This window comes from Streptosporangium sp. NPDC048047 (assembly GCF_040653115.1).
GTDB lineage: Bacteria > Actinomycetota > Actinomycetes > Streptosporangiales > Streptosporangiaceae > Streptosporangium.
Window position 1 is genome coordinate 119,845 of record NZ_JBEZNH010000010.1, and the last position, 13,306, is coordinate 133,150.

9 protein-coding genes are annotated in these 13,306 nt (G+C 72.8%); 2 read left to right on the forward strand and 7 right to left on the reverse strand.

Annotated elements, in window-relative coordinates; all coding sequences use genetic code 11:
* The first annotated feature begins 38 nt into the window (after window positions 1–38).
* The gene (locus tag AB0D67_RS11845) at window positions 39–551 is read left to right on the forward strand and encodes a GNAT family N-acetyltransferase (RefSeq protein WP_362932666.1); all 513 of its coding nucleotides are present in this window, start codon (window positions 39–41) and stop codon (window positions 549–551) included.
* 134 nt (window positions 552–685) lie between these two features.
* Entirely contained in the window at window positions 686–2,446 is a 1,761-nt protein-coding gene (locus AB0D67_RS11850; RefSeq protein WP_362932668.1) for an ABC transporter ATP-binding protein, read from the forward strand.
* 240 nt (window positions 2,447–2,686) lie between these two features.
* On the opposite strand, the gene AB0D67_RS11855 is transcribed toward AB0D67_RS11850, so the two are convergent.
* Genes AB0D67_RS11855 through AB0D67_RS11885 form a run of 7 tightly spaced genes read right to left on the reverse strand, consistent with a single transcriptional unit; the run spans window position 2,687 to window position 12,676 of the window.
* Window positions 2,687–3,535 (reverse strand): glycoside hydrolase family 16 protein, encoded by an 849-nt coding sequence (locus AB0D67_RS11855; protein ID WP_362932670.1) that lies wholly within the window; start codon window positions 3,533–3,535, stop codon window positions 2,687–2,689.
* Window positions 3,532–5,397, reverse strand: coding sequence for a hypothetical protein (locus AB0D67_RS11860; protein WP_362932672.1), 1,866 nt, complete (start codon window positions 5,395–5,397; stop codon window positions 3,532–3,534). The genes AB0D67_RS11855 and AB0D67_RS11860 overlap by 4 nt, the downstream gene beginning before the upstream one ends.
* 46 nt (window positions 5,398–5,443) lie before the next feature.
* Window positions 5,444–6,220, reverse strand: coding sequence for a hypothetical protein (locus AB0D67_RS11865; RefSeq protein ID WP_362932674.1), 777 nt, complete (start codon window positions 6,218–6,220; stop codon window positions 5,444–5,446).
* On the reverse strand, window positions 6,220–7,212 hold the full coding sequence (locus tag AB0D67_RS11870) for a MinD/ParA family protein (RefSeq protein ID WP_362932676.1): 993 nt from the start codon (window positions 7,210–7,212) through the stop codon (window positions 6,220–6,222). The genes AB0D67_RS11865 and AB0D67_RS11870 overlap by 1 nt, the downstream gene beginning before the upstream one ends.
* A gap of 50 nt (window positions 7,213–7,262) precedes the next feature.
* Window positions 7,263–9,371, reverse strand: a complete 2,109-nt coding sequence (locus tag AB0D67_RS11875; protein WP_362932678.1) for a hypothetical protein — start codon at window positions 9,369–9,371, stop codon at window positions 7,263–7,265.
* A complete protein-coding gene (locus AB0D67_RS11880; RefSeq protein ID WP_362932680.1) occupies window positions 9,368–11,377 on the reverse strand; it encodes a hypothetical protein in 2,010 nt (669 codons plus the stop codon). Before AB0D67_RS11880 ends, AB0D67_RS11875 begins: the two co-directional genes overlap by 4 nt.
* 27 nt (window positions 11,378–11,404) lie before the next feature.
* Window positions 11,405–12,676 (reverse strand): hypothetical protein, encoded by a 1,272-nt coding sequence (locus tag AB0D67_RS11885; protein WP_362932682.1) that lies wholly within the window; start codon window positions 12,674–12,676, stop codon window positions 11,405–11,407.
* Between the last annotated feature and the right edge of the window lie 630 nt (window positions 12,677–13,306).

The following is a 13,306-nucleotide window of genomic DNA, read 5'->3' on the forward strand; positions in this document are numbered from 1 at the left end:
GGTGAGGCCGGGGAAGCCGGTCTTGTTATGATCCGCCGATGATTATCCGAGTCGGCGGTCTCGCCGATGTCCCGGCGGTGCTGGCGATGTTCGACGGCGCGGTGGCGTGGCTGACCGCGCGGGGCCGTACCGGGCAGTGGGGCAGCGAGCCCTTCTCCACCAATCCCGCCCGCGCCGAGAAGGCCGCCGAATGGGCCGCCTCGGGCGGGATGCGCATCGCCGAGATCGACGGCCGGCCCGCCGGCTGCCTCGTCGTCGGCCCCGCGATGGAGTACGTCCCCCAGGCCGCCGAACCCGAGTTGTACGTGCGGGTCCTGATCAACGACCGGCGGTTCCACGGTCGGGGCGTCGGCTCCGCGCTGCTGGAGCGGGCCGTGACGGAGGCGGCGGAGCTGGGCGTCTCGCTGGTCCGGGTCGACTGCTACGCCGGGGACGACGGCCGGTTGGTGCGCTACTACGAGAGCCAGGGGTTCACCAGGACCGAGACGTTCACGGTGGGCGAGTGGCCCGGTCAGATCCTGGAGCGAAGGCTTCCCGTCACGACGGGCTGACCGGGCGGCCGGGTGCACCCGGGTCGCACTCGGGTGCGCCCGCGGGCCGCCGTGTTTCCGCGGCGGGGTGGTCATACGCAGGAAATATCGACAAGAGAGGATTGGGACTGGGTTTACCGTCTTATGGGGGTTTCGTGAACACTGCTCTCGATCATTCCTATCGGGGCGAACATCCCGTCCGTACCCTCGCCTACCTCTTCAAGGAAGACCGTCTCAAGCTGGTCGCCGCGGTCTTCGCCTTCCTCCTCAAGCACAGCCCCACCTGGCTGTTGCCGCTGATCACCGCCAACGTCATCAACATCGTGGTCGGCCACCGTCCCATCGTCGAGCTGTGGGCCAACACGGCCGTCCTGCTCGCCCTGCTGCTCCTCAACCACCCCTTCCACCTCCTCTACGTCCGCTGGATGCACGGCGCGATCCGGCGGGTTGGTGTCAACCTGCGCTCCGCGCTCTGCCGCCGCATGCAGCAGCTCTCGATCGGCTACCACTCCCGGGTCAGCGCCGCCGTACTCCAGACCAAGGTCATCCGGGACGTCGAGAGCATCGAGCAGACCAGCCAGCAGGCGAGCGACATGGGCCTCTCGGCCCTCACCACCCTGGTCGGCGGCCTCGCGGTGATCGCCTTCCGGGTGCCCGCCGCGATCCCGGTCCTCCTGGTGATCGTGCCGGTCGCCGCCTTCCTGGTGATGCGGCTCCGCACCCGCCTGCGGGAGGACAACGAGAGCTTCCGCCGCGAGGTCGAGACGCTCTCCAGCCGGATCAGCGAGATGACCACCCTCATCCCCATCACCCGGGCGCACGGCCTGGAACGCGACGCCCTGCACCGCGTGGACGGCACGCTGACCAAGGTGCTGAGCAAGGGACTCAGGCTCGACCTGCTCAACGGCAGCTTCGGCGCCCTCGCCTGGATCCTGCTCAACGCGCTGGGCGTCGCCTTCCTGACGGGCTCCGCGCTCATCGCCTACTACCAGGTCATCCCGATCACCGCCGGTGACGTGGTCATGCTGACCACCTTCTTCACCACCCTCACCTCCGCCGTCACCTCCCTGCTCAGCCTGACCCCGGTGATCAGCAGGGGACTGGCGTCGGTCCGGTCGATCGGCGAGGTGCTCCAGGCCCCCGACCTGGAGCACAACGAGGGCAAGGTGAAGGTCGACTCGGTACGCGGCGAGGTGGAGTTCCGCGACGTCGGGTTCTCCTACGGCGAACCCGGCGAACCCCCCGCGGTCACCGGCCTCACCCTCAGGGCGGTGCCCGGCGAGACGATCGCCCTCGTCGGCCCCTCGGGCGCGGGCAAGTCGACCGTGCTCAACCTCGTCATCGGCTTCCTGCGGCCGACCTCCGGACGGATCCTGCTCGACGGCCGCGACATGGAGACGGTGGACATGCGGACCTACCGCCGCTTCATGTCGGTCGTGCCGCAGGAGTCGATCCTGTTCGAGGGCAGCATCAGGGAGAACGTCACCTACGGCCTGGCCGACGTCTCCGAGGAGCGGCTGATGCGGGCCCTGCGGGACGCCAACGCGCTGGAGTTCGTCGAACGGCTGCCCGCCGGGCTCGACACGGTCGTCGGGGAACGCGGGGCCCGGCTGTCCGGCGGCCAGCGGCAGCGGCTGGCCATCGCCCGCGCCCTGATCCGCGACCCGCGCGTGCTGATCCTCGACGAGGCGACCTCCGCCCTGGACTCCCGGTCGGAGGCCCTCATTCAGCAGGCACTGGCCCGGCTGGTCGCCGGCCGTACGGTGTTCGTCGTCGCGCACCGGCTGTCCACGATCCGGAACGCCGACCGCATCGCGGTCATGAGGGACGGCGGCATCGCGGAGGCCGGCACCCACGAGGAGCTGATGCGGCTGCGCGGCGTCTACGCGGGGCTCCAGCAGGCCCAGCTCGCCTGACGCGGCGGAGCCGGGGAGAACGGCCGGGAAGAACGGAGCCTGGAACGGCGGAGCCGGGAACGGAGGGTTCCGGAAGTCCGGAAGAAGGAAGGGCGCGGGACGGTCTCGCCGTCCCGCGCCCTTCGCCGGCCGGGCCTTCCGCCGGCCGGGCCTTCCGCCGGCCGGGCCTTCCGCCGGCCGGGTCGTCCATCGGCCGGCCCGCCCGGCGGTGAGGTCGTCCGGTGAGGTCACCCGGCGGGATCAGCCCGTGCCGGCGGCGTTCAGCGGATAGATCCGCAGCCAGTCGACCTCCATCCACGCCTCTCCCTCGGTGCCTCCGCCGGGGAACCAGTCGAGCTGCAGGCACGGCTGCATCACACCGGTCGTGTGCCTGGCCGAGCGGAACCACTCCTTGCCGTCGATGTAGCCGACCGTGCCCTGCGGGCTGACCTCGACCGCGTAGGTGTGCCAGGCGGTCACCTCCACGTCGGAGTAGGACTGGTACTCACCCTGCGGGGTCTGCAGGTAGAAGTTGGGACGCCACTTGCCCGGATAGTCGTAGACCCCCAGGAAGTCGATCTCCTCGTTCGTGGTGCTCTGCACGTCGCCCCCGCCGTCACGCGGCCACAGCAGGGCGAGAGGGCGGTAGGCGGTCGCCCCGCCCTCGTACATCCGGACCCGGGTCTCCCAGCGCCCGTACGCCTGCTCGTGGCGCGCGCCGATCCCGGCCGTGGTGCCGTCGGCGCGGCCGTAGAGGTAGAGCGAGCCGTTGCCGATGTAGAGCTGGTCGGGGGAACGGCGGCCCTTGCCGGCATGGCCGGGCGAGTTGTAGACCACCCAGTCGGCCGGGTCGAGGACGCGGTCGAACTCCGCGCACCACGAGGGCGTGCCCCAGCCGAGGGTCCCGGCCGCGCTCGCCTGACCGGCCGCGCTCGCCTGACCGGCCGTGCCCGTCTGGCCGGTCGTGTTCGCCTGGTCGGCCTGGGCCGGGCCGCAGACGGCTCTCGCGGCGCCGGACGCCGCCTGACCGGGGGCGGCGCCGATCGTGCCCGCCGCCAGCGCGGCCACCAGGCCGAGTACGGCCGTCCGCGCCGGTAATCGATGGATCATCGTTGCTCCTTGGAACTGGCACAGAGCGCCGAGGGGCTGAAGCCCCAGCAACCGGCCTTGACCGGGGTCGCGGGCCGCGAGGCGGACCCGCCCGGCGCGAGCGGAACGGAGTATGCGGGTGGTGCGAAGGCCCACCGGGGCGCCCAGGACGGCGCCTGACGGCCGGTGGCCTGCGGCGGCGCGGCAGAGCCGATCGTACGGCCATGCCAGGGCGCGAGACTCCAACATGCCGAATCCCGCCACGACGCGCAGTCACCGGAACCCGCGACCCCCGAGGTGAAGAAGGAACGCGCCAGCGGAGGCAGCGGCAGGACCGGCCTGGTGGCGGGGACTCCGAGGAGAGCCGCGGCCGAGTGGTCACCGGACTCCGTGGCCGGCTGACCGGTGGAGAACGCGGGGGCGGTGGGGGTCACGGCGGTGGGGGGGATGGGCGCCGCGGTCGGATCCGCCGGATCGGCCGTGGGACGTTCCGTACGCGCGGTCGGGACCGGGTCGGGGACGGCGGGAACGTCGTCGGTGACGCCGGTCCCATCGGCGGTCGGGACGGGAGAGGGCTTCGCCACGTCCCTGGGAGCCTTCCTGGGCGTCCTGCCGGACCTGTCCGGGGTGCCGTCCCCTGACGTGGCCTTCTTCGACGACTCCTTGGCGCCCTTCCCGGACGGCTCCTTCGCCGACTCCCCGGAGTCCTTCTTCCCGGACTCTTTCCCGGAGGACTCCTTCGTGCCCTTCTCGTCCTTCTTCCCGTCGTCATCCTTCGGAGCGTTCTTACCGGCGTCCTCGCCCTTCTCCCCGGACTTCCCCTTCTCCTCGTCCTTCTTCTCGGAGCCGCCCTTCCCCGAGTCGTTCTTCCTCGGGTCGTCCTTGCCGGTGGAACCCTCGCCGTCCTGGGACGGCTTGGTCTCCGGTCCCCGGGGCTGCTCGGGTGTCTGCGGGGCGGGGGACTCGCCTCCCGAGGACGGGGGCTGTGCCGTGGCCTCGGGTGCGGCGCTGGGCGCCGGAGCGGGGGAGTCCTTCCCGCCCTTGTCATCGGTGCCGGGCGCGTCCTTGGTCGTGACGTCGGGCGCGTCCTTGGTCTTGGAATCCGGTGCGTCCTTGCGCTTGGCGTCGGACCGCGGCGCGTCCTTGACCTTGTCATCGGTATCGGGTGCGCTCTTTGTCTCGGCGTCGGGCGCGCTCCTGGTTTCGGCGTCGGGCTTGTCCCTGCGCCTGGTATCCGGTTTTGGAGTGATTTTTCGGACTGTGGTGCCGGAGGAGTTCTTTCCTTCCCGCCCGGTGTCACGACCGGAGGCGCGGCCGGAGTCGTCCGTCGTCCTCTGACCGGAGTCGGAGGAGCCCTTCGCTCTTCTCGGCGCGGGCTCGGACCGGTCGGTCGGCTCGGACCGGGGCGCCGAACGGGACTCGGGTGCGGGACCGGACCGCGGCGCCGGGTCGGAGCCGGACCGGGATGCCGTGCCCGACTCGCGGGCCCGGCCTGACCCGCCGCCCTCGCGGGAGCGTGAGGACGTGCCGCTCTCCGCACCGGAGGAGCCGCCCTCTCCGCCCGTGGGCGCCCTTTCGGCGGTGGGCTCGTCACGGGAGGAGCCGCCTCCTCCGCTCCGGGGCCTCCCCTCCACGGTGGACGACTCGTCGCGGGAGGAGTCGTCCTGAGGTGCGGGCGCGTGGTCCCGGCCGCCGCCGGGAGCGGGTTCGCCCGGGGCGATGGCGGAACCGCCGGCCGGGTCGGACGACGAGGCGCCGGTCCACTCCTGGTCGGCCTTGGCGTACCAGGGCTGGGCGACGACCGCGCCGGCCGTCGCGGAGACCCCCGCCAGGAGGAGGCCGGAGACCAGGGTGACGCGGCGAGGTGAGCTGCGTGGGGACATGTGCGGTCTTCCTCGTTCCATGGGCGTTCTACGCGTTCTGCGTGTTCTACGGGGTGGAGTCGGGAGTGGGCGCGGAATCGGGTGCGGACAGGGACTTCCAGCCCGCGGCGGTGAACTCCGGGGTCCCGGGCAGGGCGACGGCGGGCAGTGCGCCGGGGGACGGGTCCGGGACGTTGACCCAGTCGCCCTTCCCGCCGGCCCGCATGTCGGGGTGCCAGGTCATGAGCAGGTTCATGGCGTACGGGCTGGAGTAGATCGGGTCGGTGTCCTGGGTGCCCTTGGTGGCGGTCACCTGCACCAGCACGGACACCTGGATCTGGTCCTGGGCGCGGACCCGCCACTGGACCCCGATCGTCCGCGTCCGCATGGCGGCGCCGTCCGGGAGCGCGCCGGTCTTCGGCAGGCCGAGCGTCTCACGCCAGCTCGCGACGGTGTCCCGGGCGCCGGCGCGGGCCGCCTCCTGCTGGTCGGGAGGGACGTACAGGACCGCGGCCCGCTCGGCCTGGGCGGTGTCCAGCGTCCAGGCCGCCTCCAGGGTGGCCGCCGCCGCCGAGACCGCGCCCAGCTCGGTGCGGGGGAACCCGACGGGGTAGCCGGCCTCGCCCTCGTACCCGGCGGGGGTCGCGAGCACGACGGAGTCGGTGGCGGCGTTCGTCACCCGCACCGTCGGGGGTTCGGCCTCGGGCCGCAGCACGTGCCACACCCAGACCGCCGCGAGGATCGCCCCGACGATCGAGACGACCACGATGATCATCCGTCGGGGGGAGCGGGACGGCGGTCCGAGGTCCCAGTCGAGATCGACGTCCTCGGGAACGGGCGGCACTAGCGGCTCCGGTCGGGACGCTGGCCGAAGGACTGGCCGGCCGCCGCCGCCAGGCGCAGGTACGCCCCCCGGGTCGTGGGCCGCAGCCGGGCGAGATCGACCTCCGCGCCCTCCTTGAGATGGGGGTCGTAGGGGATGCGGACCACCGCGCGGCAGCGGGAGGCGAAGTGCCGTTCCAGCAGCGACAGGTCCACGTCGGTCTTCGGCTCCACGGCGTTCAGCACGACGATGGCGTTCCTGACCAGGTCGGCGTGCCCGTGGGCGGTGAGCCAGTCGAGCGTGGCGGCGGCCGAGCTGGCCCCGTCCACCGCGACCAGGGTGACCAGCACGATCTGGTCGGCCAGCTCCAGCGTCGCGTCCATGGCCCCGTGCAGCAGGCCGGTCCCGCAGTCGGTGATGCAGATCGAGTAGTAGCGCTCGATGATCCCGGCCACCGTACGGTAGTCGTCGGCGTTGAACGCCTCGCTCACCGCGGGGTCGGTGTCGGACGCGAGGACCTCCAGCCGGGCCGACGACTGGGAGGTGAAGGCGCGGGCGTCGGCGTAACGGAGGATGTGCGGGGCCTCGGCCAGCATGGTGCGGATGGTCGCGGCCGTCTCCGACTTGACCTTCAGCCCGAGGGTTCCGCGGTCGGGGTTGGCGTCGATGGCGATGACCCGGTCACCGCGCAGCGAGGCGAGCGTGTTGCCGAGGGCCACGGTCGTCGTGGTCTTGCCCACTCCGCCCTTGAGGCTCATGACCGCGATCCGGTGGTGCCCGCTCGCGACGGGGGTCTGGGCCTGGGCCATCAGTGTGCGGCGTTCCAGTTCGGCGGAGGATTCGGATGGGGTGATCCGGCCGCCGGACAGCCGCCAGACGAGCCGCCGCCATCCGCCCGCGGGCTCGGGGCGGCGGTTGGTGAGCAGGTGTTCCGCGGTGAGTGGGATCGCGTCCTGGAACTGTTCGGCCGGGCCGTGCGGCGAACGCTGCGTCCTCGGGGGCGTCTCCGTCATAGCCGGGGTCCTTTCGCGTAGAACTTGCATGAGGCTGGGGGACGGGGCGGTCAGCAGGTACGCCAGCGCACCGTCGTGGTCACCGAGTCGTCGGGGCCGAACACGGTCAGGGGAGCGGAGACGGAGGCGGGGACCCCGCACCACTGGCGGACCCTGAGGGCGCGCAGCACGATCACGCCCGTCTGGCCCTGCCGCAGCGTGCCGCTGGACGGGGTCACGGCCAGCCCGGGAGCCGAGATCCGCCACTCCAGCGGCTCGCCCGTGAGGGTGAGGAGCAGGCTTCCCTGGCCGAACTCGTCCAGTGTCACGACGGGCGGGACGCGCAGCCGGCCGGCGAGCCCGCCCGAGACGGCCGGGGCGGTTCCATCGGCCGTGGGCGGGGCGGTCTCGGGCCCGGTGGCGGCGGACGACTGCAGGGGCCCCGCCGGATCCTCGGTGCCGATGACCGGGCCGAGGAGGCTCATCCCGGCCAGCGTGCCGGCCGTGCCCGCGACCGCGATGATGATGACCTTGATCGTCGTGGTGCGGAGCCTCCTCCCGGCCCATGACATCGCCTCGGCGAACCGGACACCGGCTCCGAACCGAATCCCCTCCGGCCCGTCGTCCGGCCCGTCGTGTCCGTCGTGTCCGTCGTGCGTCCCGGAGCCCGTCCCCGCCCGCGCGCCGCGCCCGCCCGGCGGGGTCCGGCGGGTGATCGCGGGCATGGAGGGGACGGTGGCCGCCGCGTCCTGTTCGCGGGTCTCCCGCGCCCTCGACTGGGAGAGCAGGGCGTTGTAGAGCGGGGTGTCCTGACCGGGCGGGGGCGGGGGCGGGGAGGGCGGCCGGGCCTTCGGTGGCGACGGCGGTGTGGTCGCCGAGCTGTCCGGGAGAACCGGCCGGTAGGGATTCCTGGAGCGGTCCTGGCGCGCGGGACGCGGCGCGGTGCGGTCGGCGCGCGGCGTGATGCGGTCGGGATACGGCGTGGTGCGGTCGGCGCGCGGTGCGGTGCGGTCGGGATACGGCGTGGTGCGGTCGGCGCGCGGTGCGGTGCGGTCGGCCTGCTGCCGTTCGGGGCCGGCCGGCATGTAGGGGGGCCTGGCACGACCCGGCCGGGGACGCCGTATGGCGATGCCGGGCATCGTGTCCTCCTGCGACCTCGACGCCGGGCCGGGGCCGGCGGCATCGGTTCCGGCGGTCTCCGCGGGCGGTGGCGCGGCGGGCGTGCCGGGCGCGGCCGGTACGGCGGGCGCGGCCGGTGCGGCGGGCGGGGTCGGCGCGGGCATGGGAACCGCGGGAACGGCGGATGACGCGGGTGTCGTGGAGGCCGTGGGTGTCACGCCTGCCGTACCGGTCGTGGACGCGGTGGGTGTCGCGCCCGCCGTGGGCGTCGCGGTCCCTCCGCCCGGTGACGGGGGCGCGGAGGCGGTCCTCGGCGCAGGCGGCCGCGTGGCGGGCCGGAGGGAGTCCAGGAGCCGCTGCCTGACCTCGGCGGTCAGCGGCGTGACCCGGGGATGGGAGATCATCTGCGGGACGGTGTAGCGGATGTTGATCGGCCGCGTGCACACGGTGCACCGCACCATGTGGGACAGCAGGTCCTCGCTGGCCTCCGCGAACTCCGCGGCGGGCGGGACCGTTCCTTCGCCGGGGAACACGCGCTCGGCCAGTGGGGCGAGGTCGCGGCAGGTGGAACGACGATGGGCGAGGGCGTCCAGCCCGCTCACGAGGGTCTCGATCAGGTCCTGGGTGCGGGTCGTGAGCCCGGGGACCTCCTCGACGGAGATCGACAGCGCGTGGGCGAGGTCCTCGGTGGTCAGCTCGTGCCGGTACATCAGCCGGAGCGCCTCCGCGCCCAGCGGATCGACGATCGTCCAGGCGCGCTCGATCAGCCGGCGTTCCGGCATCCCCGGCATGTCGGCTTCCGGCACGTATCTCGCCCGGTAACCGGGCGAGATACGGCACTCCCGCCGGAGGAAGGCCAGCAGGCGTCCCCGGGGCGTCACACCCCGGGGCGCCGGTCCGCTCCGGCACGCGGCCAGCGCGGACGCCGCCGCCGCCATCGCCCGGGTGGGCGGGAGGTGGCGGGCGGCGTAGTCGATCAGGTGTGCGCCGTGCTCGCCCACCCAGGCCGCGGCCTGGCCGGGACCGAGCACGGCGCGCCCCGCTCCGGGGGACGTGCTCATGAGCCCGAGTACTCGCCCTGACCTGAGCCTTGGTATTCGCCCTGGTCCGAGCCCGGATAATCACGCTGACCCGAGTCCGGGTACCCGCGCCGGTCCGAGCCCTGGTCCGGGTCCGGATACTCGCGCTGGTCCGAGCGCTGGTCCGAGCGCTGGTATCCGCCCTGGTCCGAGCGCTGGTCCGAGCTCTGGTCCTGCTCGACCTGACCCGGTTCGGCCTGGCCGGTGGCGGGCGGAGCCTGCCGGACGTCGGACGGATCGCTCACCACGAGCTCCAGGTTGCGTTCGGAGAGGCCGGTGAACTTGGTCCAGTTGCTGACCTGACCGGGCGCCGGGTCGGCGTACAGCCAGCGGATGAACGCGGGCCACGCGCACGAGTCACGCGGAACGGAGAAGCCTCCCTGGGACGCGCCCAGGTCCGCGAGCTCGTCCTCGGAGTAGTTCCGGCACTCGGGGGTGCCGGGCGGGGCGATGTTGAGGTCCCACACACCGTTCTCGTCGGTGTACCGCATGTTCTTGTCCAGTCCCAGGGCCTCCTGGGCCCGCCGCATGAGCTCCGGGTCACGGAAGATCGGCAGGGTGGAGAGGTCGGGGGTCTCGGCGCGGGGCGCGGACCGGTCCGCCGGGGACTGTTCGGCCGGAGGCTGCGCGTCCTGGCCGGTGGGCGGGAACGCGTTCTGGTCGGCCGGCGGGAGCTGCGTGCCGTCGGCGGACGGAAGCCGGTCCTGGGGAGAGGGCAGGGGAACCGGGGTGATCCGGGCGGAGCTCGTCGGCTGCGGGGCCGGGTTCGCCGGCGCGGACGGGCCCGAGGGAACGAGCGGCTTCATGGTGCTGTTGGGCGCCGCCGGGGTGAGGATGCCGGTCGGCCGCGCGCCGATGGGCGCGTCGGAGGGCCGGGCCGCCGTACGCGGATCGGCCGGCGGCCGGGTCGCCATGCGGCGGTCGGCCGGCGGCTGGGTCTCCGTCCGGGGGGCGCTCGGCGGCTGGGACGCAGTACGGGGGTCCCCCGAGGGCCATGCCTTCACGCGCGGGTCGGCCGACGGCCGGCCGTGCCGCCGGTTCCACCGCGACCGGTCGTCGGGCGTCGGCTGCGCCGTACGGACCGAATAACCGTCATGCGGGGAACGGGTCCGGTGGTCGTGGTCGCCCTTCCGGGGGGACCGCGGGTACGCCGACGGCGGTGGGGTCCGGGAGCCGTCGGACGGCCGCGCCGCGTCGGGTCCGTTCGAGGGACGGGTGGCGGGCCCGTTCGAGGACTGGGCGCCGGGTCCGTTCGAAGGACGGGCGTCGTTCCTCGGGGAGGGCGGCGGCGGAGGGGGTGCGACGACCTCCTGCTTCTGCTCGGCGGCGGGCTGTTGCTGCTGCTGGATCCGGCTGCCGTTCTCGGAGAGGTCGCGGCCCACCTTCTCCGTCGGGGCGGGTTTGGGAGCCGGCGCCTTGGGAGCGGGGGCCGGGGGCGGGGGGGCCACCTGGCGGGTGTTCGCGGGAGGCTGCTGCACCGGGGCGGCGTCCTGCTGCTGTGCGCGCGGGGCGGCCGGCGGATTCGCGACGGGCTGCGTCTTGGTCTTCTCGCTGGCCTTCGGGGCGGCGTTCTCCTTGGGCGGAGCGGCCGGTGTGTTTCTGGGGTTTCCAGGACGCAACAAGGCTCCGACCGCTCCCGCCACGGCCGGGAGGGCGACGCAGCCACTCGCCCCGCCGGCGATCGCGTGCCCGTCCGTGGTCGCGGCCAGGCAGACCTTCGTGCTGCCGGTGGCGGCGCCCCGGGCGGCCTGGCCGCTCCCGGAGAGCCGGCCCGCGCCGGACGCGCCCAGCGCCGTCCAGGCGCCTACCCGGTCGTCCAGGCGGTACGTGCCCGCGACCAGGCGCATCCCTCCTGCTTCGGGGGAGTCCGCGGAGTTGGACCGAGCGGCGATGACGGCTCCCAGCCCGGCGCCGGCCCCGAACACGCCGATCGCGACACTGGCGGTGACCACCGTCGCGCGTGAGGCCCTACGTGAGGGTGTCATCATGAACGTTCCTCTTCTTTCGGTGCTACGTCAGTCGCCGTGGCTATCCAGGACCTCGCTCCAGTCGCCCAGCACGCGGACGGGATCGGGGGAGCCGGCGGGGGGGATGTAGGTCACGTACAAGCGTCCGTAGGAGGCCGACGCCGAGTGCGCGAAGGACCTGTTGCGGGTGCGCACGGCCGCCGCCCCCTTGAGCCCGACCCGCGCTCCCGGCTGTTCGACCTTGCGCGTGTCGGTCGAGCGGGCCCCGTACCAGACCAGGGCGCCCCCGTCGGCGGTCCGCAACGCGCGCACCGGGCCCTCGGGCAGGTACGACAGCGTCAGGCTCCAGCCTGCGTCCTCCAGCTGGGCGCGCTCCTCCTGCCAGAACAGGGCGACGTCGCTGGTCCAGGGCCCGTCGGCGAACATCGGGTCGGTTTCGGCCCGCTCCATGCTCGCCAGGTGGGCGTCGATGACCTGGCGCGGGGTGGCGACCAGGCCCGAGGCGTTCTCGGACAGGCTCATGGCGTAGCCGTCGTCGTCGGTCGCGATCACGGGGAACCGGTCGGGGGTGGCCCGCGTGTCGGCGGCGGAGGCCACCAGCCGCCAGCCGGCGGGGGTGGAGCTCATCACGTCGATCACCCGGGCCACTCCGGGCTCGGTGGAGACGGCCACGAACCAGTCGGGGCGGCCCTCGACGTGGCGGGGGATCCACACGCGCGGGTTGGGCCATGTTCCCGAGGCCACGGACTCCCCTTGGAGCTGGGCGGTTTTGAAACCGGCCCGTGTCATCTGCACCGCGAGACCGCTCTCCAGCTTGCCCATCGCGACCTGGTCGAGGTCCCGCTGGGCCACCGACAGCCCGTGTTGGTAGTCGCTGTGGATGCGGTACGCCTGTTTGGCGGTGAGCTGGGCCGAGCCTCCCTTGGCCGAGGAGTTCGCCGAGGAGTCGGCGGAGGAGGGAGAGGAGACGGGCGGAGGAGGAGGCACCACCGCCCTGGTCTCCGTCCGCTCACCGGCGCCGGTCCTGGGCGCAGTGGACGGCGGAACCGTGGGTTTCACGTCGGCCTTGCCGGGCTTGTCGTTCTTCTTCGGTTTCTCCGGCGCACCGGACGCGCTGGGAGCGTCCGGCTCCGGGGAGGAGACGGGGGCGGAGGGGGACGAGATGGGAGTGGACGGGGTGGCGGAGACCGAGGCGGAAGCCGAGGGGGACGCCGTCCTCCAGTCAGCGTCGGGTGGCGCGGATGACGGGTCCGCGGCCAGCGCGCCGGGGCGGGGGGCGTTCGAGGTGGTCAACCAGACCCCCGCGCCGATCAAGATCACCAGAATTGCGCTGAACAGAATGAGCTTCCGAGGGTCGAATGCGAGCAGCCGCGGTGGATGCCAGTCCGACAGGTGATCGAATTCGTCTGCCCGGGAAGATCCTGCGGGGTAGGCGGAACCAGCGTTCCTATCTGGGAAATCTGATGCGCGCCATGACATAGGTCCAAATATTAGACTGACCGTGATCCCTAGGGAAGGTAAAGGGGCCGGGTAATCATCACTTATGGTTATTAGGTTTTAATTAGCTCATAATCGCAATAAATTGCTGTCCGAAACCCCGGTCCGCTGGCCTGTTCCATGGATGGCGAGACCGTCCGAATCCCTGCGGACGGCCTCGGCGGGTGCGTCATCCCCGGGGTCCGGCCTTTCTTGTTATCCAACATTCATCTACGACAGGTTTGACGTTGCTCTTGCGGTGAATTGCCGCTCTTGCGAGGGATCGCCGTGCCGGTGGACGACGTCGCATTCACGGTTCCGGCCTCGGCTCCCCGGCCGGTGACCGATATGAACGGCCTTCGTATTCCGCTCCACCGGCTGCCGGACCGCCACCGCGCGGAGTCGCGGGGAGGCGGCCCGTCCCGAACCCGGGCGGAGCCGCAGAGGAGACGGCCCGGCCGGAATCCCTGCGCC